Source organism: Massilia soli (assembly GCF_016809835.1).
Classification (GTDB): Bacteria; Pseudomonadota; Gammaproteobacteria; order Burkholderiales; family Burkholderiaceae_D; genus Telluria_A; species Telluria_A soli.
The window spans coordinates 277,574-300,281 of the sequence record NZ_JAFBIL020000006.1 but is presented as its reverse complement, the minus strand read 5'-3'; the positions used below and the strand labels follow the sequence as shown (position 1 = coordinate 300,281).

Sequence of the window (22,708 nt, the reverse complement as noted above, 5' to 3'; positions counted from 1 at the left end):
GTGCGTTGCCTCTTAATTTTGGTATGCCTCATTCTATGCGAGCCGCTGGCGGCCGGGCTTTTGAAATAACGACACCAAATTTCAGAATCAACCTTTCTTGACTGCACCCTTCATCGTGTTTTTCAGCTTGCTGACGGGTAGGTATAGGTCGAGCCTATGCCCAGCGGAATGTCGAGCGCCCAGAAGCCCAGCAGGAACGAGGTCCACAGCACCAGCATGGCGATCGAATACGGCAGCATCAGCGCGATCAGGGTGCCGATACCGGTCGACTTCACGTATTTGCGGCAGAACACCACGATCAGGGGGAAATACGGCAGCAGCGGGGTGATGATGTTGGTCGACGAGTCGCCCACGCGGTACGCGGCCTGGGTCAGGTCGGGCGAGACGCCCAGTTCCATCAGCATCGGCACCATGACCGCGCCGATCAGCGCCCATTTGGCCGAGGCCGAACCGACCAGCAGGTTGACCGAGCTGGACAGCAGCACGATGCCTACCAGCGTCACGCCCATCGGGAACGCCATATCCTTGAGCCACATCGCGCCCTTGATCGCCATCAGCGCGCCCAGGTTCGACTGGCCGAACGCAAAGATGAACTGGGCGCAGAAGAACGCCATGACGATGTAGTAGCCCATGCCGCTCATGGCCTGGCTCATGCCCTTGATGATGTCGCGATGGTTCTTGGCGGTGCCGGCCACATACCCATACACCACGCCGGGAATCAGGAAGAACACGAAGATGATCGCCACGATCGACTGCATCAGCGGCGCCGACGAGTGGGTCAGCTGGTTGTTGGTGGGCGAGCGCCATGCCGAGGTTTCAGGAATAAACGACCAGACCAGCAGCACCAGGCTGGCGAACATCGCGGCGGTGGCCCAGCGCAGGCCTTTGCGCTCATTGGCCTGCAACGGGTCCATCTTGGGCAGGTCGGCCGCATCGCCATCGACCGCGGTGGCTTTCAGGCGCGGCTCGATGAACTTGTCGGTCAGGACCCATCCGATCAGCACGACCAGCAGGGTCGAGGCCGACGTGAAGAAGAAGTTATTCAGCGGGTTGATGACGATATTGGCGGCCGCCGGGTCCGAGGACAGGCGGGCGGCGACCTGGGTCAGGCCGGCCAGCAGCGGGTCCAGGCTGGACGGCACGAAGAAGGTGGCCGAGAAACCGCCCGAGACGCCGGCGAAGGCGGCGGCGATGCCGGCCAGCGGATGGCGGCCGGCGGCGTAGAAGATCACGGCGCCCAGCGGAATGACCAGCACGTAGCCGGCATCGACCGCCACGTGGCTCAGCACGCCTACGGCAACCAGTACCGGCGTGAGCAGGACTTTCGGCGTGACCGACAAGATCGAGCGCAAGCCGGCGTTGATGTAGCCCGTATATTCGGCCACGCCCAGGCCCAGCATGGCGACCAGCACCACGCCCAGCGGCGGGAAGGTGACGAAGGTATTGACCAGTTTGGAGACGAAATCGGTCAGTGCCACCGGCGCCAGCAGGTTCTTGATCTGGATCGCCTGGCCCGAGCGCGGATCGATCTCATTGAAGCTCACGCCCGACAAGGCCCACGACGCGAACCAGACGACGGCCATCAACAGGGCAAACAGGACTGCCGGGTCGGGCAACTTGTTGCCGACAACTTCGATCACATTCAGGGCGCGGGACAACCATCCCGCTTTTGCCGGCGCAGCTTGTACAGACATAAGGATTTCCTTCTGGGTTGCAAAATGACGAAGATAAATTGAACGGCTGAGTGTCGCAGAAAACATGCCTGTAGCAAAGCCCCTTGCCATACCATCGGGCATAGGCTGCCTGGGCACCTGTTACAATAGCGCCCGTGAAGCAGGCCAAGGCAGCCGCTGGCTGGCGTGTAATGCGTCGGCGGGAGGAAGGTCCGGACTCCATAGAGCAGGGTGACGGTTAACGGCCGTCCGCTGAAAGCTTCCCGGCGCAAGCCGGGGGTATAAGGCGAGGAATAGGGCCACAGAGACGAGCGTATTAAGTTACGGTGAAACGCGGTAACCTCCACCTGGAGCAATTCCAAATAGGCACGCGTTGATGTTGCTCGCGGAGCGTGCGGGTAGGAAGCTTGAGCGCCGGAGTAATTCGGCGCCTAGAGGAATGGCTGTCATAGCGAACGTTCGCAAGGGCGTTCGCCGTATACAGAATCCGGCCTATCGGCCTGCTTTACACTTTTATTCCGGCCCCGGCACGTCCGCGGGCCATGCGCCGGGGACCTTGATGACTCAATACATCCTCGCCCTTGACCAGGGCACCACCAGCTCCCGCGCCATCCTGTTCGACCGCGAAGGCCGTATCCGCGGCACCGCGCAGCAGGAATTTCCCCAGCATTTTCCCCAGCCTGGCTGGGTCGAGCACGACCCCCGCGATATCTGGAACAGCCAGCTGAAGGTGGCGCGCGAAGTGCTGCGCGCATGCCACGTCACGCATGCGCAGGTGGCCGCCATCGGCATCGCCAACCAGCGCGAGACCACGCTGGTATGGGACCGCAAGACCGGAGAGCCGGTGGCCAACGCCATCGTCTGGCAAGACCGGCGCACCGCCGGAGCATGCGAGCGCCTGCGCGAGCAAGGCAAGGCCGAGCGCATTGGCCAGCGCACGGGGCTTGAACTGGACGCTTATTTCTCGGCCAGCAAACTGGCCTGGCTGCTGGAGCACGTGGCGGGCGTGCGCGCACGCGCCGAGCGCGGCGAGCTGGCCTTCGGCACGGTCGACAGCTGGCTGGTGTTCAAGCTGAGCGGGGCCCACGTCACCGACGTGAGCAACGCGTCGCGCACGATGCTGTTCAATATCCACGACATGCGCTGGGACCCGGAACTCCTCGACCTGTTCGGCATTCCTGCGTCGATGCTGCCCGAAGTGGTCGACAGCGCCGGGCAGGTGGGCGTCGCCTCAAGCGAGTGGCTCGGCGGGCCGGTTGCCATCGCCGGCCTCGCCGGCGACCAGCAGGCGGCCACCTTCGGCCAGGCCTGCCACCAGCCCGGCATGGTCAAGAACACCTACGGGACCGGGTGTTTCATGCTGATGCACGCCGGGCAGAAGCCGGCGCTGTCGCACAACCGGCTGCTGTCGACGGTGGGCTGGCGCGTGGGCGGCACGACCGACTACCTGATCGAAGGCAGCGTGTTCATGGGCGGCGCCACGGTGCAGTGGCTGCGCGATGGCCTTGGAATCATCAACGCCTCGCACGAGGTGGAGGCGCTGGCGGCCAGCGTGCCCGATAACGGCGGGGTGTTCCTGGTACCGGCCTTTGCCGGGCTTGGCGCACCGCACTGGGATCCATACGCGCGCGGCACGCTGGTGGGCATGACGCGCGGGACCAACAAGGGGCATATCGCGCGCGCGGCGGTGGAGGCGATCGCTTACCAGAGCGCCGAGCTGCTGGCGGCGATGTGCAAGGACGCGGCGGTGCCGGTGGCCGAAGTGCGCGCCGATGGCGGCGCGGCGCGCAACGACCTGCTGATGCAGTTCCAGGCCGATTTGCTCGGCGTGCCGGTGGTGCGGCCGAAGGTGACCGAGACCACGGCGCTGGGCGCGGCCTACCTGGCCGGGCTGGCGGTCGGCTTCTGGGAGTCGCAGCAGGAGATCGCGGCGCAGTGGCAGGCCGAGCGCAGGTTCGAACCGTCGATCGGCGAGGACCAGCGGCGCGCTTTGATGGCGCGCTGGGACCAGGCGGTTGGCAGGTCGAAGGGCTGGGCTTAGCAAGATCGGGCACGCCCCGCCTGTATCCGCGTGTATCGGCCGGCCGCGCAGATACACTTCGCGCCTGCAGCCGCCGGTTTTCGACATTCACGGTACACATTCGGGCGGTCTAATGAGCTTGCCGCGTTCCAGTCCGCTATTCCGGCCGACTGCGCAACCGGCGCCTTATTGGAGAACCACCATGAAACTTATCCAGACGCTTGCCCGTAGCGCCGCCGCCGCACTGATCGCCAGTGCAGTCCTGCTGCCCGCCGCCCACGCCCAGAAGTTCGATGACCAGGGCATCGCCCGCACCGAGTCGGTACGCCACGACTACGACCACAAGAACGAGGCGATCCAGGTGCGAGTGGACTTTGCCCATGGCGCATCGTTCCCGGCCCACTCCCACCCTGGCGTGGAAATCGCCTACGTATTGAGCGGAACCCTGGAATACGCGATGGACGGAAAAACGATCCGCCTGACGGCCGGCGAGTCGCTGTATATCCCCGCTGGCGCAGTACACGCCGCGCGCAACGCTGGCGACGGCGTTGGTTCTGAACTGGCCACCTACCTGGTCGAGAAGGGCAAGCCGATCGTCGTGCTGGCCAAGTAATCCTATTTGTATTTGGCCGGAGTGAATTGCATTACCAGGCTATGCGGCGGCGCGCCGTTTTTCACTGGCCGATTTGTCAGGTAGGCCAGGCCGGAACGGTCGCCTTTCAAATACCCGTTGAGGAAATTGAGGACATAACGCGCCCCCAGGCTATACGCGAACGATACTTCGTCCGCCGTGTATTCCTGGTAGTCGGCGGCGTCGTCCAAACGAATGAACGCCGAGCCGAAATGGACATGCTCCATCGGGTGCATGGTGAGCATATAGACATCCGCCTTCGACATGCGGCCGATGAAACTGCCGGTCAGGTCCTGCTCGATGCGGATATTCTCTTCCACCGATGCGGGGCGTTGCGCCAGGTAGAGCAGTGGCGTTTTGATGTTCTCCGGTACGGCGTATTTGGCCTCGGCCACCAGCGCATTGTAGTACCTGAGCGTGCCGTCCATGGACACCAGCGCCTTGATCCGCGGGTCTTTCACGGCTGCGAGAATATTGGTAAACCCGCCCCAGCTGAAGCCTGCCGCCGCCACGCGCGACATGTCCGCCTGCGGCAGCGTCTTCGCATAATCGATCAGGAAGCGGATATCGTCGGCCTGCATTTCCGCATTCGCCAGATCCCATTTGATGAAGCGGCGGGCCGCGCCAATCGTCGGGCTGGAGATCACGATATAGCCGTGGCTGGCCAAAAACTCCGCCAGGTCGGCGTTTTCAAAGGCGGTGTTATTGATGCTGGGCGCGTAAATCACGACCGGAAATTTGCCGTTCGTCGGGACCGCCCCGCGTACTGCCCACATCGGTTTGGCGCGTTCAGCCGCAACCTGCGCCGGGCGCTTCCCATCGGTGACCATCTCGATCCACCCATCGACAAGCCGCTTTTCCTCGGCGCCGCTGAGGTTGAAGTTGGTTTCCCAGCCGATCAGCGACAGGTAATCGTTCCACTGGACCGCCTTGCCGCCTTTGGCGGCGGGGTACCAGATCACGGTCTGGATCGGGCGGCCTAAGTCGTCCTTTGCACGTCCGCCAGCCCAGAAACTGCGCGATTTCGCGAATGGCCTGCTGCCATCGTATTGTTTGACAAAGCGAACGCCCACGCCGTGTTCACCCGGCTGGTTTGAAAAGGAAAACAACGATTGGGCATGGGCCACACTGACGGCGGCGAACAGGACTGCGAACAGGAAGTGGCGCATGGGTCTCCGGCGAAGGGAAGGTTCGAGAAGGGATGCCCGTGACGCGACACACGTCGAGTATTAACTAAAGTTTAACTTTTTGCAACTTGATCGACGTTTCGACGAGCCCGAGCTCAGGTGGTGCGCGCGAGGGGGCGGCAGCGCTCCTCGACCAGCGCGTGCAGCAGCTTCACCGCCGGCAAGAACTGCCGGCGGTGCGGGCAGACCAGGTTCAGCGGCGCCGCTTCGCCCGGCAGCTCAGGCAGCAGCACCTGCAGGCGCCCTTGGGCCACATCCGCGCTGACGTCGAGCCACGACTTGTACGCGATGCCCTCGCCGGCCAGCGCCCAGCGCCGCACCACCTCGGCATCGTCGCTCACCAGCCGTCCCGCGACCTGGACAACACGCTCACCCGCAGGCGGATAAAACGACCAGCGGTCATGGGCACGGCCGCGCAGCCGGAATTGCAGGCAGTTGTGCTCGTCCAGGCTAGCGAGCGTGGCTGGCTGTCCGTGCCGCGCGATGTAATCGGGCGACGCCACGAGCACGCGGCGGTTGCCGGGTGCTACCGGCAGCGCGACATAGCTGGCATCATCGATCTGTCCATAGCGAAGGGCGATGTCGACGGGATCGCGGAACACGTCCGTTACCTGGTCCGACACCATCAGATGGATGTCGAGGCTGGGGTGCGCGCGGCGAAATTCCGAGATCCACGGCAGCAGCAGGTTACGGCCGAAGTCCGAAGGCGCAGCGATCTGCAGCGTGCCAGTCAGGCAGTTTGCGTCGCCGCGAATGCCGTCGACGCCGTCGCGCATGGCCTGCAGCGCGTCCTGCGCGAAAGGCAGGTAGCGCTTGCCTTCTTCGGTCAGGCGCAGGCTGCGCGTCGAGCGGGCGAACAGGCGGACTTCGAGCTCGCGTTCGAGACGTCCAATCGCTGCGCTGGCCTGTCCGGGCAACAGGTTAACCTCGCGCGCGGCCTTCGAAAAACTGCCGAGGGCGGCGGTACGGACGAATACTGCAAGGTCATCTAACCTGATCATTTTCTCTCCAGCTGTGAAAGTGAAATCGCGCCAGCCGGGTTTTTACTGGGAAGACTTCGCCGTAGAATCGCCATCAAGCCTAAAACTTAATGGAGATTCAACATGAAAGCAGTAGTGTATACCCAGCACGGCCTCCCCATCAGCGACGCCCAATCCCTGCAGGAGATCGAGCTGCCGATGCCGCTGGCCGGCCCGCGCGACCTGTTGGTCGAAGTGCGCGCGGTGTCGGTCAATCCGATCGATACCAAGATCCGCCTGGGCGCCCCGGTCACGGAACCGCGCGTGCTGGGCTGGGACGCGAGCGGCATCGTGCGCGCCGTCGGCAGCAGCGTGACCCTGTTCAAGGAAGGCGATGAAGTGTTTTACGCCGGTTCGCTCGTGCGCCCGGGATCGAACGCCGAGTTCCAACTGGTGGACGAGCGCATCGTCGGGCGCAAGCCGGCGACGCTCGACCATGCCCAGTCGGCGGCCCTGCCGCTCACCTCGATCACGGCCTGGGAGCTGCTGTTCGACCGCCTCAGGGTGGCCGAAGGGGGCGGCGCCGGCCAGTCGTTGCTGGTGATCGGCGCGGCTGGCGGGGTCGGTTCGATTTTGCTCCAATTGGCGCGCAAGCTCACCAAGCTGACCGTCATCGGCACCGCCTCGCGCGAGGAAACCCGCAACTGGGTGCGCGAACTCGGCGCCCACCACGTGATCGACCACACGCAAGCGCTGCGCCCACAGCTCGAGGCGCTTGGCATCCCGGCGGTGGACATCGTCATCAGCCTGACGCACACCGACAAGCACTTTCCGGCCATCGTCGACGTGCTGGCGCCGCAGGGCCAGCTCGCATTGATCGACGACCCGGCCCAGATCGACGTCCTGGCGCTCAAGCGCAAGTCGATCTCGCTGCACTGGGAGCTGATGTTCACGCGCTCGATGTTCGAGACGCCGGACATGATCAAGCAGCATGAGTTGTTGAATCGCGTGTCGGCGATGATCGACGACGGGACCTTGCGCACCACGCTGGGTGAGCACTTCGGCGTGATCTCGGCCGGGAACCTGCGCCGGGCCCATGCCCTTATCGAGAGCGGCCGCGCCGTCGGCAAGATCGTGCTCGAAAATTTCCACACCAGCTGAGTGACCGAAGCGCGGAATCGGTCTAAAAGCCGATCCGCGACTTTCCCGGCGTCGCCTTCAGGCGGATATCTTGTACGGTCACGTCATCGCGTCCGCCCGCCGCCGCATAGCCGAGACCATCGAGCAAGGTCTTGCGCATGTCGCGCGGCGACACCCCGGCCAGCTTGTCGAGCACCGCGGGCGCGAGCTGGTGCGCGAACCTGGCCAGTTTTAGCTCGGACACCAGCCCTGCATAGATCCGCTGCGCGATCCCCGCCGCCTGCGCGGGCGTGGGCGCCGGCACGTCGTACACCGCCATCCGGTTGAGCAGCGGAGCGGGGATGCCATCGGTGCTATTGGCCGTCAGCACCCAGAAAATCTGGCTGGCATCGATCTCCACGTCGATAAACTCGTCGCGAAACGCCCGCGACGTCTCCGGCTCAAGCAACTGGTACAGCGCCGCCAGCGGATCGGACTGCGACGAACCGCTGGCCTTTTCCACTTCATCGAGCACCACCACCGGATTGGCATACTGCCCACGCACCAGGCGCTCGGCCACTTTGCCGCATTTCGCGCCTTTCCAGCTGGCCGAGCTGCCGGTGATGACGAACCCGGCCGACAGCGCATTCATGCTGATTAACTCGCGGTCGGTGGCCATCGCCTTGGCCAGCCGCTTGGCAAAGTGGGTTTTGCCCACGCCCGGGTCGCCCAGCAGCAGGATCGGCATGACGTTAATGCCGCCGTCGCCGGCGTTGGCCAGCGCCACGTAGCGGCGCAGGTCGCTCACCACTTGGTCGAAGTTGGGACATTCATCCACTAGCGGAGAGAGTGCGTCGGCCGACGAGGGCGTGGTGACGAAACGCTCGGCGCCGTTGTCGAGCATGCGTTCGTAGAAGGCGTCGAGCTCGGGCGAGCGGCCCTTGCTGCGCTCAAGGGCGCCTTGCACTTCACTCAGGTCGTACACGGCGCGGGTACGGGCGAGGGTGATGTTCATGACGTCCTCCTGGCACTAAGGTTTGCCTGCTGCCTGCGCCTTTATCCTAACTCGGCTACGGCCAGCGTGCAATTTCACCCGTGAACCATGCTGTTGCTAAAAAGTAAGCTCGTATTTATTTTGTGATAGCGCAAACTCCCGGAAAAGTCCAATTTGCAGATGAAGTAGCACATTCAATGTCTTTTCTAAGTGCCTGTTTTTTGACACATTTTCGCCAGAGGCTGCTTCAACGAAGTGCGCTAAGTCATTGACTTCATTAGAAAAATTCCGATTTTCGATACGGAAACCGCTTGACCCACTTCCTTGCTTCCACTAAAGTGGGCAACAGTGTGAAAAAGTGTAGTTTTGTGGGAGAGAAATCAGCTTCCCAAGCTAAAAAAGCAGTTACATAATTCAATCCAGAACTAGGCTAAAACGTGTTTCAAGGCGCGTCCGCAATCAACCTCGATGCGAAAGGCAGGATGTCTATTCCTGCCAAGCATCGTGACGCACTCGCAGTCCAGTGCGAAGGACGGCTCACGCTTACCAAGCACCCGCACGGCTGCCTGCTGTTCTTCCCGCGCCCGGTCTGGGAATCGCATCGCGACCAGATCGCCGCCTGGCCAATGTCCGCCCGTGCGTGGCAGCGGATTTTCCTCGGTAATGCTTGCGATGTCGAGATGGATTCGGCAGGGCGCATCCTTATTTCGCCAGAACTGCGCCAGGCTGTCGGCCTGACGCGTGATGTGATGCTGCTCGGCATGGGCACCCACTTCGAAATCTGGGATGCCGCCAAGCTGGCCGACAACGAGCAGGAAGCCGTCGCCGGCGGCATGCCCGACGTGCTTTCCAATTTCTCTTTTTAAAGGCGCCAGCGAATGACGACAGTGGCGGCGCCTGAGTTTCAGCACCGGACGGTGCTGCTCAACGAAGCGGTCGATGCGCTCGACATCACAGGCGTGCGCGCCGACGGTATCTATATAGATGGCACCTTCGGCCGCGGCGGCCACAGCCGCCTGATCCTGTCGAAGCTGGGGCCGAAGGGTCGCCTGTTCGGTTTCGACAAGGACCTGCAGGCAATTGCCACCGCAAATCAGATCGACGACCCCCGTTTCGAGATCGTGCACGACAGCTTCGCCACCATGAAGAGCGCGCTTGCCGAACGCGGCGTATCCCACGTGGACGGCATCCTGCTCGACCTGGGCATCTCGTCGCCGCAGGTGGACGACGCCGCGCGCGGTTTCAGCTTTCAAAAAGATGGTCCGCTCGACATGCGCATGGATACCACGCGCGGCGTCTCGGCGGCCGAGTGGCTGGCAACGGCAACCGAACAACAACTGGAAAAGGTAGTGCGCGATTATGGGGAAGAACGGTTTGCTTTTCAGATTGCAAAGGCGATTGTTGCTGGCCGGGCAGTCCAACCAATTTCAACCACACGACAGCTTGCCGGTATCGTGGCAAACGCGGTCAAGACCCGCGAAAAGGGCAAGGATCCGGCCACCCGTACCTTTCAGGCTATCCGGATTTTCGTCAATAAAGAGCTTGAAGATCTCGAAGCAGGCTTAAGCGAGGCATACGCGTTGCTGGCGCCTGGCGCGCGCATGTCGGTCATCAGCTTCCATTCGCTGGAAGACCGCATGGTCAAGCAATTTCTGGCCAGTAAAGCCAAGGTCGAGCAGCCGGACCGCCGCCTGCCGATCCGCGCCGTCGACCTGCCGCAGCCGCTGATGAAGCTGATCGCCAAGATCAAGCCGTCCGACGCGGAAGTCAAGGACAACCCGCGCTCGCGCTCGGCGGTCTTGCGGGTGGCCGAACGCCTGCCGTTTGCCGGAGCCGGCGCATGAGCTTCAAGATCAACATCGTCCTCGCCGCGCTGCTGGTGAGCTGCGCGCTGGCGCTGGTGAACTCGCAGTACAAGGCGCGCAACCTGTTCATCGAACTGGGAAAACTGCAGCAGCAGTCGCGCCAGCTCGACATCGACTGGTCCCAGCTTCAGCTCGACCAGTCCACCCTGGGCAAGAACGCGCGCATCGAGCAGATCGCGCGCACTGAACTGAACATGGCGCCGCTGTCCCCGGCACGTACGCAGTACCTCACGGAAGGCGACAAATGAAGCGCAGCGGACATGGCGTGAACTCGCGGGTCGCCGCCTCGAAAGGGGTGTCGTTCTCGAAAAGCCCGGTGCTGGCGGTCAGCCTGCCGATCTGGCGTTCGCGCGTCGTGCTGTTTGTGCTGTTCGCCGCGTTCGCGGCGCTGGCCGTGCGCGCCGTCTGGCTGCAGGGGATGTCCAACGAGTTCCTGCAAAAGCAGGGCAAGAGCCGCTACGAGCGCACCATCGAGCTGCCAGCCACGCGCGGCAAGATCATGGACCGTAACGGCCAGGTGCTGGCCTCGTCGCTGCCGGTCAAGGCGGTGTGGGCGATTCCTGAAGACGTACTCAAGTCGCCGCCTGCCAAGCTGGCCGAGCTGGCGCGCCTGCTCGACATGAGCAGCGCCGACCTGCGCAAGAAGCTCGATTCGGACCGCACCTTTGTCTACCTGAAGCGCCAGGTCGAGATGGACGTGATCGCCCAGATCGACAAGCTGGAAATCGCCGGCCTCGACACCCGCAAGGAATACAAGCGCTTCTACCCGCAGGGCGAAGTGATGACCCACGTGGTCGGCTTCACCAACGTCGAAGACGCCGGCCAGGAGAGCATGGAGCTGGCGCAGCAAAAGACGCTGCAGGGTGCTACCGGCTCGCGCCGCGTCATCAAGGACCGCCTGGGCCGCATCGTCGAAGACGTCGGCCTGTCGAAGCTGCCGCATGACGGCCGCGACCTGACCTTGTCGGTCGACAGCAAGCTGCAGTACATCGCTTTTTCCAGCATCAAGGAGGCGGTCGAGAAGTTCAACGCCAAGGCAGGCGCCGCCGTGGTGCTGGACGTGAGGACCGGCGAAGTGCTGGCGCTGGCCAACTACCCGACCTACAACCCGAACGACCGCCGCAAGCTGACCGGCGAACAGCTGCGCAACCGCGTGGTGACCGATACTTTCGAACCGGGTTCGACGCTCAAGCCGTTTACGGTGGCGCTGGCGCTCGACACCAAGCGCGTCACGCCCGACACGATGTACGAAACCGCGCCTGGCTTCATGGTGATCGGCGACCGCCGCATCCGCGACATGCACACCTACGGCACCATGTCGGTCAGCAGCATCATCCAGAAGTCATCCAACATCGGCATGGCCAAGATCGCGCTGCCGATTCCGCCACAAGAGATGTGGGAAATGTTCACCAAGTCCGGCTTCGGCCAGCAGCCGAAATTCGGCTTCCCCGGCGCCGTCGCCGGCCGCGTGCGCCCGTACAAATCGTGGAAGCCGATCGAGCAGGCCAACATGGCGTTCGGCCACGGCATTTCGGTCTCGCTGCTGCAGCTGGCGCGTTCGTACATGATCTTCGCGCGCGACGGCGACATCATCCCGCTGTCGTTCCAGAAAGTCACCGAGCCGCCGGTCGGCCAGCAGGTCATTTCCCCGCAGACCGCGCGCCAGATCCGCACCATGCTCGAAAGCGTGGTCGGCCCCGAAGGCACCGCCTCCAAGGCGCAGGTGCCTGGCTACCGCGTCGGCGGCAAAACCGGCACCGCGCAAAAGCTGATCAATGGCCGCTATTCGCACAACCGCAACATCGGCTCGTTCGTCGGCATCGCGCCGATGTCGAACCCGCGCTTCATCATCGCGGTGATGCTTGACGACGTCAGTGGCGTCTACCGCACCGGCGGCTGGGTCGCGGCGCCGACCTTCGCTGCGCTGGCGGCCAATGCGCTGCGCGCGGCCAACGTGCCGCCCGATTCGACCGTCGTCGACATCATCATTCCTGAAAACCCGCTGGAGGACAGCCTGTGACCCCGGTAAGCATCCAGGACATCTGCCAGTGGATCCGCGACACTGCGCCCAACGCGCAGCTGGCATCCGATTCGCGCCGCATCAAGGCCGGCGACGTGTTCTTCGCCTACAAGGGCGAGGGCAGCGACGGCCGCGATTACATCCGCACCGCGGTCGAGCAGGGCGCCGCCGCGGTGGTGTTCGAAGCCACCGACTTCGCCTGGGATAGCGCGCTCGACGTGCCGCACCTGGCCGTCGAGCACCTCAAGCGCCACGCCGGCGAGATCGCGCATGCGTTCTACGGCATGCCGGACGCGCAGATGTTCACGGTAGGCGTCACCGGCACCAACGGCAAGACCTCCTGCGCGGTCTGGCTCGGCCAGGCCCTGGCGCGCCTCGGCAGCCCCGCCGCCGTCATCGGCACGCTCGGCGTAGGCCTGTTCAGCGGCCGCGGCGAGCCTGAATACGACGTCACCGGCTACACCACCCCCGACGCGGTGCTGCTTGCAGGAAAGCTCGCGCAAGTACGCCAAGCGGGCGCTGCCTCGCTGGCGATCGAGGTATCATCGATTGGTTTGGAGCAGGGCCGTACGTCCGGCATGCATTTCGATGTCGCGTTGTTCACCAACCTGACGCGCGACCACCTCGACTATCACGGCGACATGGCCAGCTACGAAGCGGCCAAGATTAAATTGTTTGAATGGCCTCACCTGAAGACAGCTGTACTTAACCTGGACGACCCAGCCGGATTGCGCCTCGTGGAGCACCTGCGCGCCAAGTTCGGCGACGCGCTCGCGCTGATCGGCTACACGCTGCGCGATGCCGCGGCCCAGCCAGCGCTCGATGGCGTGGCGATCCTGCGCGCCTCGCAGTTCCGCAGCCGCCATGCCGGCACCGACTTCCATCTCGAATCGCCGTACGGCGCGGCCAACGTCAAGACCCAGCTGGTCGGCCATTTCAACATCAGCAATGCGCTGGCGGTGCTTGGCGCCCTGCTGGCCAAAGGCACTGCGCTGAAGGCCGGTGTCGATGCGCTCGAAGCTTTGAGCCCGGCCCCGGGCCGCATGCAGCAGCTTGGCGGCCAGGATGCGCCGATGGTCGTCATCGACTACGCGCACACCCCGGACGCGCTGGAAAAAACCCTGCAGGCGCTGCGCCAGGTGGCCGATGAACGCGGCGGCCAGCTGTGGTGCGTGTTCGGCTGCGGCGGCGACCGCGATCCGGGCAAGCGCCCGCAGATGGGCGCCATCTCGCAAATCGCCCAGCATGTGCTGGTCACCAGCGACAATCCGCGCAGCGAAGATCCGGCCGAGATCATCAGGCAGATCGTCGGCGGCATGGACAAGGATCATCCTTCGTCGACCTTCCAGGCGATCGAAGACCGCGCTGCGGCCATCCTGTCGTCGGTCAAGCACGCGGCCAGGCAGGATGTCATCCTCGTCGCCGGCAAAGGCCACGAGGCATACCAGGAAATCAAGGGCAAGAAGATGCCGTTTTCCGACGCCGACCATGCTGCGCTGGCCTTCGCGGCGCGCGTTACGATGATGAGGACCCACTGATGCGCGGCTCACTGGCACTGATGGTCCCGTCCATCGCGGGCGCTCGCATGACGCAGAACGCGGCGTTCGACTCCGTCACCACCGATAGCCGCAGCGCCGGCGCCGGCGAGCTGTTCGTCGCGCTGCGCGGCGAGAATTTCGACGGTCACGATTTCCTCGAACAGGTCGCCGCGCGCGGCGTGGCCGCGGTCGTCGTCGAAGAACTCCCGCCGGGCCTGAAGCTGCCTGCCATCGTGGTGCCGGACACCCTGGTCGCGCTGGGACAGATCGCCAATTTCTGGCGCGCGCAGTTCGACATGCCAGTCATCGGCGTCACCGGCAGCAACGGCAAGACGACGGTCAAGGAAATGATCGCCTCGATCCTGGCGGCGGCGCACGGTGAAGAAGGCCGTCTTGCCACGCGCGGCAACCTGAATAACGAAATCGGCGTGCCGCTGACCCTGATGCGCCTGACCGAAGCGCACAAGGCCGCAGTCGTTGAACTGGGCATGAACCACCCGGGCGAGATCGGGCGCCTGACCGCGATTGCCCAACCCGGCATCGGGCTGGTGAACAACGCCCAGCGCGAGCACCAGGAATTCATGCACACCGTGGAAGCGGTCGCGCAGGAAAACGGCGCTGTCATCGCGGGCTTGCCGGCCAATGGCGTGGCGGTGTTCCCGGCGGACGATACCTACACCGGCCTGTGGCTTAGCCTCGCGCAAGCGCGCGGCCAGCGCAAAATCATTACCTTCGGCCTGAATAACGCCGCCAACGTCAGCTGCGCGCACCGCGCATCGGGCGCAGGCAGCGAACTTGACGTCACCGTGGCCGGCACCGGCAAGGAAGACGGCACCTTTACCGTGCAGCTGTCGGCATTCGGCCTGCACAACGTGCGCAACGCGCTTGCGGCGATCGCCTGCGCGGTAGCTGCAGGCATCGAGCGCGACGCCATCGTGCGCGGCATCGAAGCCTTCGCGCCGGTCAGCGGCCGCCTGCAGCGCAAGCTGGCCGTGTGCGGCGCCACCGTCATCGACGACACCTACAACGCCAATCCCGATTCGGTGCGCGCCGCGATCGACGTGCTGGCCGAAGCGGCCGAGCCGCGCATCCTGGTGCTCGGCGACATGGGCGAAGTCGGCACGCAGGGACGCGAGTTCCACGAAGAGATCGCAGCATACGCTGCCAGCCGCGGCGTCAAGACCGTGCTGGCGACCGGCGAGCTGGCGCGCCACATGGCGGGCGCTGGCGCACAACATTTTGAGCAGTTTGACGAGTTATTGGCGGCACTGGAACACAAGCTGGGCACCAAATCTGACGCAACTGTGTTGGTGAAGGGCTCGCGTTTCATGAAGATGGAGCGCGTGGTTCAACACCTTCTTGGACAACACACCACTGGCAAGGAAGCCCACTAATATGCTGCTCTGGCTCGCACAATTCTTCCAGGACGAAATCGGTCCGCTGCGCGTTTTCAACTTCATCACCTTCCGTGCGGTGTTCGCCACCATTACGGCGGTATTGATCGGCCTGATCGCAGGTCCGTTCGTCATCCGCATGCTGGTGCGGATGAAGGTCGGCCAGGCAGTGCGCACCAACGGTCCGCAGACCCACCTGAAAAAACACGGCACCCCCACCATGGGCGGTGTGCTGATCCTGATCGCGATCGGCGTGTCGACCCTGCTGTGGGCCGATTTGTCGAACCGCCTGATCTGGCCTGTGCTGGTCGTCACGCTCGGTTATGGCGCGATCGGCTGGGTCGACGACTACCGCAAAGTGGTGCACCAGGACCCGGAAGGCATGCGCTCGGGCGAAAAGTATTTCTGGATGTCCTTGATCGGCATCGCGGCCGCGCTGTACCTGGCGTTCTCGGTGTCCGCCGCGACGCCGGCCAAGGTGTGGGAGCTGTTCTTCGCGTGGGTGCAGTCGGGCTTCTCGATGGACCTGCCGCCGAAGGCCGACCTGATCGTCCCGTTCTTCAAGACCATCAGCTACCCGGTCGGCGTCTGGGGCTTCATCGCGCTGACCTACTGCGTCATCGTCGGCTCGAGCAACGCGGTCAACATCACCGACGGCCTCGATGGCCTGGCCATCATGCCAACCGTGATGGTCGGCTCGGCGCTCGGCCTGTTCGCTTACCTGACCGGCAGCGCGAACTACTCCCGCTACCTGTTCATCCCGCACATTCCCGGCGCCGGCGAACTGCTGATCTTCTGCGGCGCGATGGCTGGCGCGGGCCTGGCCTTCCTGTGGTTTAACGCGCACCCCGCGCAAATGTTCATGGGCGACGTCGGCGCGCTGGCACTGGGCGGCGCGCTGGGCACCATCGCGGTCATCGTGCGCCAGGAAATCGTCCTGTTCATCATGGGCGGCATCTTCGTCGCCGAGACCATCTCCGTGATGATCCAGGTGAGCTGGTTCAAGTACACCAAGAAGCGCTACGGGGTGGGGCGGCGGGTATTCCTGATGGCGCCGCTGCACCACCACTTCGAGCAAAAAGGCTGGAAAGAGACCCAGGTCGTCGTCCGCTTCTGGATTATCACGATGATGCTGGTCCTGATCGGCCTGTCCACACTGAAGCTTCGCTAATGATCTACGAAGGCAAAAAGGCACTGGTGCTGGGGCTCGGGGAATCCGGGCTCGCAATGGCGCAATGGCTGGCACGCTGCGGGGCAACCGTGCGCGTGGCGGACACGCGCGCCGAGCCACAGCGCTTGCCTGCCTTGCGCGAATCCGTGCCCGGCGCCGAGTTCGTCGGCGGTCCGCTGGCCGCCAGCCTGGTCGACGGCGTCGACTTCGTTGCGGTGAGCCCCGGCCTGATGCCGCAGCGCGAGCTGGCCGACATTACGCCAGCCGCTCAGGAAAAGAATATCCCGGTATGGGGCGAGATCGAACTGTTCGCGCAGGCACTCGCGCACCTGAAGCAGGAGCGCGGCTATGCGCCGAAGGTCATCGCCATCACCGGCACCAACGGCAAAACCACCGTCACCAGCCTGACCGGCCAGCTGTGCGAGCGCGCAGGCTTGACGACGCGCGTTGCCGGCAACATCAGCCCGGCGGCGCTCGACGTGCTGCGTGAAGTGCTCGACGCCGGCGAACTGCCACAGGCATGGATCCTTGAGCTGTCCAGCTTCCAGCTGCACGCGACCTTCAGCCTCGACGCCGACGCTGCGACCGTGTTGAACGTCACCCAGGATCACCTGGACTGGCACGGCGACATGGCCTCGTACGCCAACGACAAGGCGCGCATCTTTGGCGCACACACTGTGCGCGTGTTGAACCGCGACGACGCCGCGGTGATGCGCATGGCCGACGCGACCGCCGATGTGGTCACCTTCGGCACCAGCGAGCCGGCACAAGCCGGATCGTTCGGCCTGCAGAACGAACGCGGCGTGCTGTGGCTCGCCTTCGGTGCGCCTGGCGAAGAAAGCGAAAAGAAGCGCCGCAAGAACGAGCCGGTGGAAGAGGTGCCTTGCATCCTCAACCGCCTGATGCCGGCCGACGCGCTGCGCATCCGTGGCATCCACAACGCATCGAACGCGCTGGCCGCGCTGGCCTTGTGCCGCGCCATCGGCCTGCCGTTCGCGCCGCTGCTGCACGGCCTGCGCGAATTCCAGGGCCAGCCGCACCGCGTCGAACTGGTGACGACCATCGACGGCGTCGAATTTTATGACGACAGCAAGGGCACCAATGTCGGCGCGACCGTCGCCGCGCTCAATGGCCTGGGCAAGGCGTTCGGCGGCGATAACCAGAAAATTGTGCTGATCGCCGGCGGCGACGGCAAAGGCCAGGAATTCGATCCATTGGCCGAACCAGTGTCGCGCCATGTGCGCGCGGTGGTGCTGATCGGCCGCGACGCGCCGCTGCTGCGCAGCGCGATCGAGCCTGCCGGCGTCGACATGATCGACTGCGCAACCCTGCCGGAAGCTGTGCAGCGCGCCGCAAAGCTGGCGCAAGGCGGCGATTGCGTGCTGCTGTCGCCCGCATGCGCCAGCATGGACATGTTCACCAACTACGCGCACCGCGCGCAGGTGTTCGTCGACGCGGTGCGCGAGCTGGCGCTGGAAAAAGGACAGGACATCTGATGGCCATCCAGCTTCCATTCAAGTTTTCCGGATCGTCGTCGGACGCGCTGTCGGGTGGACGCAATCCGTCGAAAATGATGGAATATGACCAGCCGCTGGTCTGGGTGACCCTGCTGCTGATGCTGTTCGGGATGGTGATGGTGTACTCCGCCTCCATCGCGCTGCCCGACTCGCCGAAGTTCGCGAACTACAAGAACAACTACTTCGTGCAGCGCCAGGCGATCTTCATCGTGGTCTCGGTGATTGCCGCGCTGTTTGTGTTCCGCATCCGCATCGCGACCTGGCAGCGCTACGCGCCGCTCATGTTCGTCGGTACGCTGGTGCTGCTGACGATCGTGCTCATTCCAGGCATTGGCGTCTCGGTCAACGGTGCGCAGCGCTGGCTGAACCTGAAAATCTTCAACCTGCAGCCGTCCGAAGTGATGAAGATCGCCGCCGTGCTGTACGCGGCCGACTACACGGTGCGCAAGCAGGAATACATGCACAAGCTGACCAAGGGCTTCATGCCGATGGCCGCCGCGATCACCCTGATCGGTGGCCTGCTGCTGCTCGAGCCCGACCTTGGCGCCTTCGGCGTCATCGTCTGTATCGCCATGGGCATCCTGTTCCTGGGCGGGATCAACATCGTCTGGTTCGGCGGCATCGTGATGCTGCTGGTGGCGACGTTTGGCGCGATCATCGCGCTGTCGCCGTTCCGCCGCGCGCGCATGTTCGCCTACCTCGACCCGTGGCAGGAAGACAATGCGCTCGACAAGGCATACCAGCTCACGCATTCCTTGATTGCTTTCGGACGCGGCGAATTCTTTGGCGTGGGCCTGGGCGGCAGCGTCGAGAAACTGCACTACCTGCCGGAAGCCCACACCGACTTCATCATGGCCGTGATCGGCGAAGAACTCGGCCTGGCCGGCGTGCTGATCGTGATCGCGATGTTCTATTGGCTGGTCAAGCGCGCGTTCGACATCGGCCGCCAGGCGATCGCCATCGACCAGGTGTTCGCGGGCCTGACCGCCAAGGGCATCGGCATCTGGATCGGCGTGCAAACCTTCATCAACATGGGCGTCAACCTCGGCCTGCTGCCAACCAAGGGCTTGACCCTGCCGTTGATGAGCTACGGCGGTTCGGGCGTGCTGTTCAATTGCGTTGGCCTGGCGATCCTGCTGCGCATCGATTACGAAAACCGGGTGATGATGCGCGGAGGCCGCACATGAAGCGCCTGATGATCATGGCGGCCGGCACCGGCGGGCATATCTTCCCTGGCATCGCGATCGCGCAGACCATGCGCCAGCGCGGCTGGGAAGTGAGCTGGCTTGGCACCTCGCACGGCATGGAGACCGACCTGGTGCCGAAGAACGGCATCGAGATGGATACCATCGATTTCGCCGGCATGCGCGGCAAGGGCCTCGGCCACACCGTGCGCGGCGCCTTCAAGATGGCGGCCAGCTTCGCCACCTGCATGCGCATCATCCGTTTGCGCAAGCCGGACGTGGTGCTGGGCATGGGCGGCTATGTGTGCGTGCCCGGCGGGATGATGGCGCGCTGCGCCGGCGTGCCGCTGGCACTGGTCAACGCCGATGCGGCGCTGCTGTTGTCGAACAAGACGCTGGCGCCGATCGCGCAGCGCGTGATGTTCGGCTTCCCGGCCGATTTCGGCCGCGCCGCCAGCAAGGCCATCGTCACCGGTAACCCGGTACGCAAGGAGATTCTCGATATGCCGGCGCCGGAGTCGCGTTTCGCGGCCCGCACCGGCGTGCTGCGCATTTTGGTGGTCGGCGGCAGCCTGGGCGCCAAGGTCCTCAACGACAGCGTGCCGGCCGCGCTGGCGATGTTCGCGCCGGACCAGCGTCCGCTGGTGACCCACCAGTCGGGCAAGAAAAACATCGAGGCGCTGCGCGCGTCGTACGCCGCCGCCGGCGTGCAAGCGAACGTGGTGGACTTCATCGACGACATGGCCGCCGCCTACGCTGAAGCCGACATCGTGATCTGCCGCGCCGGCGCGATCACCGTGTCGGAACTGACAGCGGCGGGCGTGGCCAGCGTGCTGGTGCCGTTCATGGCGTCGACCACCGGCCACCAGCGCGACAACGCGGTGTGGATGGCAAAGCAGCATGCGGCGATTCACCTGCCGCAAACCGAATTGAGTGCAAAGAGTATGGCGGCCTTGCTGCAATCGCTGACCCGCAACGACTGCCTGGACATGGCGGCGGCGGCGAAGCTGGTCGGCAAGCGCGACGCGAATGAAGCGATCGCCAACGTGTTGGAACAACTGGCTGGAACGGACAAAAGAGCATGAAACACAAGATCAAGAATATTCATTTCGTCGGTATCGGCGGCAGCGGCATGAGCGGCATCGCCGAAGTGCTGCTCAACCTCGGCTACACCGTGTCGGGCTCGGACCTGGGCTCCAACGCAGCGACCCAGCGCCTTGAGGAACTTGGCGCGACCGTCATGCTGGGCCACTCGGAAGCCAACGTGGCGCAAGCCGATGCGGTGGTCACCTCGACCGCGGTACAGGCGGACAACCCGGAAGTGGTCGCAGCGCGCGCCGCGATGATCCCGATCGTCCCGCGCGCGATCATGCTCGGTGAACTGATGCGCCTCAAGCGCGGCATCGCGATTGCCGGCACCCACGGCAAGACCACCACCACCAGCCTGGTCGCATCGGTGCTGGCGCAGGGCGGCCTTGACCCGACCTTCGTCATTGGCGGGCGCCTGACCAGCGCCGGCGCCAACGCCAAACTGGGCACCGGCGAATATATCGTGGCCGAAGCCGACGAATCGGACGCCTCGTTCCTGAACCTGACGCCGATGCTGGAAGTGATCACCAACATCGATGCCGATCACATGGACACCTACGAGCACGATTTCGAAAAGCTCAAGGCCGCCTTCGTGCACTTTACGCACCGCCTGCCGTTCTATGGCCGCGCGATGCTGTGTATCGACGACGTGCACGTGCGCTCGATCCTGCCGGAAGTGACCAAGCCGATCACCACCTACGGCTTCTCGGAAGATGCCCAGGTTCGCGCCGTGAATGCGCGCGCCGAAGGCCTGCAGATGCACTTCACCGTCATCCAGGATGGCTATCCGGACACCGACTTCGTGCTGAACCAGCCTGGCATGCACAATGTGCAGAACGCCTGCTCGGCGATTGCGATTGCGCGCGAACTCGGTATCGAGGACGAGGCGACCCAGCAGGGACTTGCCGAATTCCGCGGCGTTGGCCGCCGCTTCACCCGCTACGGCGACGTGGCCATTCCTGGCGGCGGCACCTTCGCGCTGGTCGACGACTTCGGCCACCATCCGGTGGAAACCGAAGTCACACTGAAAGCCGCGCGCGCCGCCTACCCGGGCCGCCGCCTGGTGCTGGCGTTCCAGCCGCACCGCTACAGCCGCACGCGCGACCTGTTCGAAGACTTCGTCAAGGTGCTGTCCGCGCCCGACGTGCTGGTGCTGTCCGAGGTGTACGCGGCAGGCGAGCAGCCGATCGTGGCCGCCGATGGCCGCGCGCTGGCGCATGCGCTGCGCGTGGGCGGCAAGGTTGAACCGATCTTCGTTGAAGCGATGGCCGACATGCCGGACACCCTGATGGGCCTGGTGCGCGACGGCGATGTGGTCATCACGATGGGCGCCGGCTCGATCAGCGGCATTCCAAACAAACTGACAACCTACGGAGAAGCCTCGAAGTGAGCGCAACTACCACTACTGAATTCGGCAAGGTCGGCGTGCTGTTCGGCGGACGCTCCGCCGAGCGCGAAGTGTCGCTGATGTCCGGCACCGGCGTGCTGGAAGCCTTGAAAGCCAAGGGCGTGGACGCCCACGCGTTCGACCCGGGCGAGCGCAGCATCGCCGAACTGGCCGCCGAAAAGTTCGACCGCGTATTCATCGCGCTGCACGGCCGCTTCGGCGAAGACGGCAGCCTGCAGGGCGCGCTGGAACAGCTGAACATTCCATACACCGGCAGCGGCGTGATGGCCTGCGCGATCGGCATGGACAAGGTCTATACCAAGATGATCTGGCTGATGAACAAGCTGCCGACGCCGCAATACGCGACGCTGGATGCGAAGTCGGACCTGTCGTCGGTGGTGGCCGAACTGGGCCTGCCGGTGATGATCAAGCCGCCGCTCGAAGGCTCGACCATCGGCATCACCAAGGTGATGGCGGAGTCCGAGCTGCAGGCCGCGGTCGACCTGGCCGCAAGCTTGGGCGACGTGGTGCTGGCCGAGCAGTTCGTGACCGGCCGCGAGTTCACTGTCGCGGTGCTGGGCAAGGGCCGCAGCGCCCGTGCGCTGCCGATCGTCGAGATCGTCGCGCCGGGCGGCAACTACGACTACCAGAACAAGTACTTCACCGACGACACCAAGTATTTCTGCCCGGCCGTGATCGACGAAGCGACCAGCGCCGAAATGCAGCGCCTTGCGGTGCTGGCGTATAACGCGCTTGGCTGCGAAGGCTGGGGGCGCATCGACTTCATGCTGCGCGTATCGGACAACAAGCCGTTCCTGATCGAGGCAAATACTTCGCCAGGCATGACCTCGCACTCGCTGGTGCCGATGGCGGCGCGCGCGCTGGGCATCAGCTACGAAGACCTGTGCGTGGAAATCCTGCGCTCGGCACGCCTGAAGATGGCGAAAGGGCAGGGCTAAG

At 64.1% G+C, this 22,708-nt stretch carries 19 protein-coding genes and 1 other RNA gene; 16 read left to right on the top strand and 4 right to left on the bottom strand.

Annotated elements, in window-relative coordinates; genetic code table 11:
- Positions 1–122 precede the first annotated feature (122 nt).
- Positions 123–1,694: an AbgT family transporter gene (locus I4X03_RS16365; protein WP_223469307.1), complete on the bottom strand. Its 1,572-nt coding sequence runs from the start codon at positions 1,692–1,694 to the stop codon at positions 123–125.
- A gap of 136 nt (positions 1,695–1,830) precedes the next feature.
- Here I4X03_RS16365 and rnpB point away from each other — a divergent pair.
- The 3 genes from rnpB (at position 1,831) to I4X03_RS16350 (ending at position 4,306) form a co-directional block, all read left to right on the top strand.
- Positions 1,831–2,184, top strand: an RNA gene (rnpB, locus tag I4X03_RS16360) — RNase P RNA component class A.
- A 48-nt stretch (positions 2,185–2,232) separates the two neighbouring features.
- The gene (gene glpK, locus I4X03_RS16355; RefSeq protein ID WP_223469306.1) at positions 2,233–3,714 is read left to right on the top strand and encodes a glycerol kinase GlpK; all 1,482 of its coding nucleotides are present in this window, start codon (positions 2,233–2,235) and stop codon (positions 3,712–3,714) included.
- 181 nt (positions 3,715–3,895) lie between these two features.
- Positions 3,896–4,306: a cupin domain-containing protein gene (locus I4X03_RS16350; RefSeq protein WP_223469305.1), complete on the top strand. Its 411-nt coding sequence runs from the start codon at positions 3,896–3,898 to the stop codon at positions 4,304–4,306.
- 2 nt (positions 4,307–4,308) lie between these two features.
- Here the strand turns inward: I4X03_RS16350 and I4X03_RS16345 are convergent, their stop codons facing one another.
- Together I4X03_RS16345 and I4X03_RS16340 are read right to left on the bottom strand one after the other, a co-directional pair.
- On the bottom strand, positions 4,309–5,493 hold the full coding sequence (locus I4X03_RS16345) for an alpha/beta hydrolase family protein (RefSeq protein ID WP_223469304.1): 1,185 nt from the start codon (positions 5,491–5,493) through the stop codon (positions 4,309–4,311).
- 113 nt (positions 5,494–5,606) lie between these two features.
- On the bottom strand, positions 5,607–6,512 hold the full coding sequence (locus tag I4X03_RS16340; RefSeq protein WP_223469303.1) for a LysR family transcriptional regulator: 906 nt from the start codon (positions 6,510–6,512) through the stop codon (positions 5,607–5,609).
- A gap of 102 nt (positions 6,513–6,614) precedes the next feature.
- Here I4X03_RS16340 and I4X03_RS16335 point away from each other — a divergent pair, with 102 nt between their 5' ends.
- Positions 6,615–7,631, top strand: coding sequence for a zinc-binding alcohol dehydrogenase family protein (locus tag I4X03_RS16335; RefSeq protein WP_223469302.1), 1,017 nt, complete (start codon positions 6,615–6,617; stop codon positions 7,629–7,631).
- A gap of 22 nt (positions 7,632–7,653) precedes the next feature.
- Here I4X03_RS16335 and I4X03_RS16330 read toward each other — a convergent pair whose 3' ends face one another.
- Positions 7,654–8,604, bottom strand: a complete 951-nt coding sequence (locus I4X03_RS16330) for an AAA family ATPase (RefSeq protein ID WP_223469301.1) — start codon at positions 8,602–8,604, stop codon at positions 7,654–7,656.
- A 416-nt stretch (positions 8,605–9,020) separates the two neighbouring features.
- Here I4X03_RS16330 and mraZ point away from each other — a divergent pair, with 416 nt between their 5' ends.
- From mraZ to I4X03_RS16270, 12 genes are read left to right on the top strand one after another with little or no spacing between them, the layout of a single operon-like run.
- Positions 9,021–9,449 carry a division/cell wall cluster transcriptional repressor MraZ gene (gene mraZ, locus I4X03_RS16325; protein ID WP_223469300.1) on the top strand — a complete coding sequence of 143 codons (429 nt, stop codon included), beginning with the start codon at positions 9,021–9,023 and terminating at the stop codon, positions 9,447–9,449.
- 12 nt (positions 9,450–9,461) lie between these two features.
- Positions 9,462–10,427 (top strand): 16S rRNA (cytosine(1402)-N(4))-methyltransferase RsmH, encoded by a 966-nt coding sequence (gene rsmH / locus I4X03_RS16320; RefSeq protein ID WP_223469299.1) that lies wholly within the window; start codon positions 9,462–9,464, stop codon positions 10,425–10,427.
- Positions 10,424–10,696 (top strand): cell division protein FtsL, encoded by a 273-nt coding sequence (ftsL, locus tag I4X03_RS16315; protein ID WP_223469298.1) that lies wholly within the window; start codon positions 10,424–10,426, stop codon positions 10,694–10,696. The genes rsmH and ftsL overlap by 4 nt, the downstream gene beginning before the upstream one ends.
- Positions 10,693–12,468 (top strand): peptidoglycan D,D-transpeptidase FtsI family protein, encoded by a 1,776-nt coding sequence (locus tag I4X03_RS16310; RefSeq protein WP_223469297.1) that lies wholly within the window; start codon positions 10,693–10,695, stop codon positions 12,466–12,468. Before ftsL ends, I4X03_RS16310 begins: the two co-directional genes overlap by 4 nt.
- Entirely contained in the window at positions 12,465–14,006 is a 1,542-nt protein-coding gene (locus tag I4X03_RS16305; protein ID WP_223469296.1) for a UDP-N-acetylmuramoyl-L-alanyl-D-glutamate--2,6-diaminopimelate ligase, read from the top strand. The genes I4X03_RS16310 and I4X03_RS16305 overlap by 4 nt, the downstream gene beginning before the upstream one ends.
- On the top strand, positions 14,006–15,400 hold the full coding sequence (locus tag I4X03_RS16300; RefSeq protein WP_223469295.1) for a UDP-N-acetylmuramoyl-tripeptide--D-alanyl-D-alanine ligase: 1,395 nt from the start codon (positions 14,006–14,008) through the stop codon (positions 15,398–15,400). Before I4X03_RS16305 ends, I4X03_RS16300 begins: the two co-directional genes overlap by 1 nt.
- 1 nt (position 15,401) lies before the next feature.
- The gene (gene mraY / locus I4X03_RS16295; protein WP_223469294.1) at positions 15,402–16,571 is read left to right on the top strand and encodes a phospho-N-acetylmuramoyl-pentapeptide-transferase; all 1,170 of its coding nucleotides are present in this window, start codon (positions 15,402–15,404) and stop codon (positions 16,569–16,571) included.
- Positions 16,571–18,067, top strand: coding sequence for a UDP-N-acetylmuramoyl-L-alanine--D-glutamate ligase (gene murD / locus I4X03_RS16290; protein ID WP_223469293.1), 1,497 nt, complete (start codon positions 16,571–16,573; stop codon positions 18,065–18,067). The genes mraY and murD overlap by 1 nt, the downstream gene beginning before the upstream one ends.
- Positions 18,067–19,275, top strand: coding sequence for a putative lipid II flippase FtsW (ftsW, locus tag I4X03_RS16285; protein WP_223469292.1), 1,209 nt, complete (start codon positions 18,067–18,069; stop codon positions 19,273–19,275). The genes murD and ftsW overlap by 1 nt, the downstream gene beginning before the upstream one ends.
- Positions 19,272–20,357 carry an undecaprenyldiphospho-muramoylpentapeptide beta-N-acetylglucosaminyltransferase gene (gene murG, locus I4X03_RS16280; protein ID WP_223469291.1) on the top strand — a complete coding sequence of 362 codons (1,086 nt, stop codon included), beginning with the start codon at positions 19,272–19,274 and terminating at the stop codon, positions 20,355–20,357. Before ftsW ends, murG begins: the two co-directional genes overlap by 4 nt.
- Positions 20,354–21,751: a UDP-N-acetylmuramate--L-alanine ligase gene (gene murC, locus I4X03_RS16275; RefSeq protein WP_223469290.1), complete on the top strand. Its 1,398-nt coding sequence runs from the start codon at positions 20,354–20,356 to the stop codon at positions 21,749–21,751. Before murG ends, murC begins: the two co-directional genes overlap by 4 nt.
- The gene (locus tag I4X03_RS16270) at positions 21,748–22,707 is read left to right on the top strand and encodes a D-alanine--D-alanine ligase (RefSeq protein ID WP_223469289.1); all 960 of its coding nucleotides are present in this window, start codon (positions 21,748–21,750) and stop codon (positions 22,705–22,707) included. Before murC ends, I4X03_RS16270 begins: the two co-directional genes overlap by 4 nt.
- The last annotated feature ends 1 nt before the right edge of the window (position 22,708 follow it).

What these genes read in the sequence shown, in the direction of transcription:
- I4X03_RS16365 (WP_223469307.1), bottom strand. Translation starts at nt 1,694, where the DNA reads ATGTCTGTACAAGCTGCGCCGGCAAAAGCGGGATGGTTGTCCCGCGCC.
- murG (WP_223469291.1), top strand. Translation starts at nt 19,272, where the DNA reads ATGAAGCGCCTGATGATCATGGCGGCCGGCACCGGCGGGCATATCTTC.
- rsmH (WP_223469299.1), top strand. Translation starts at nt 9,462, where the DNA reads ATGACGACAGTGGCGGCGCCTGAGTTTCAGCACCGGACGGTGCTGCTC.
- ftsL (WP_223469298.1), top strand. Translation starts at nt 10,424, where the DNA reads ATGAGCTTCAAGATCAACATCGTCCTCGCCGCGCTGCTGGTGAGCTGC.
- I4X03_RS16340 (WP_223469303.1), bottom strand. Translation starts at nt 6,512, where the DNA reads ATGATCAGGTTAGATGACCTTGCAGTATTCGTCCGTACCGCCGCCCTC.
- I4X03_RS16345 (WP_223469304.1), bottom strand. Translation starts at nt 5,493, where the DNA reads ATGCGCCACTTCCTGTTCGCAGTCCTGTTCGCCGCCGTCAGTGTGGCC.
- mraY (WP_223469294.1), top strand. Translation starts at nt 15,402, where the DNA reads ATGCTGCTCTGGCTCGCACAATTCTTCCAGGACGAAATCGGTCCGCTG.
- glpK (WP_223469306.1), top strand. Translation starts at nt 2,233, where the DNA reads ATGACTCAATACATCCTCGCCCTTGACCAGGGCACCACCAGCTCCCGC.
- I4X03_RS16350 (WP_223469305.1), top strand. Translation starts at nt 3,896, where the DNA reads ATGAAACTTATCCAGACGCTTGCCCGTAGCGCCGCCGCCGCACTGATC.
- I4X03_RS16310 (WP_223469297.1), top strand. Translation starts at nt 10,693, where the DNA reads ATGAAGCGCAGCGGACATGGCGTGAACTCGCGGGTCGCCGCCTCGAAA.
- I4X03_RS16335 (WP_223469302.1), top strand. Translation starts at nt 6,615, where the DNA reads ATGAAAGCAGTAGTGTATACCCAGCACGGCCTCCCCATCAGCGACGCC.
- I4X03_RS16300 (WP_223469295.1), top strand. Translation starts at nt 14,006, where the DNA reads ATGCGCGGCTCACTGGCACTGATGGTCCCGTCCATCGCGGGCGCTCGC.
- I4X03_RS16330 (WP_223469301.1), bottom strand. Translation starts at nt 8,604, where the DNA reads ATGAACATCACCCTCGCCCGTACCCGCGCCGTGTACGACCTGAGTGAA.
- murD (WP_223469293.1), top strand. Translation starts at nt 16,571, where the DNA reads ATGATCTACGAAGGCAAAAAGGCACTGGTGCTGGGGCTCGGGGAATCC.
- ftsW (WP_223469292.1), top strand. Translation starts at nt 18,067, where the DNA reads ATGGCCATCCAGCTTCCATTCAAGTTTTCCGGATCGTCGTCGGACGCG.
- murC (WP_223469290.1), top strand. Translation starts at nt 20,354, where the DNA reads ATGAAACACAAGATCAAGAATATTCATTTCGTCGGTATCGGCGGCAGC.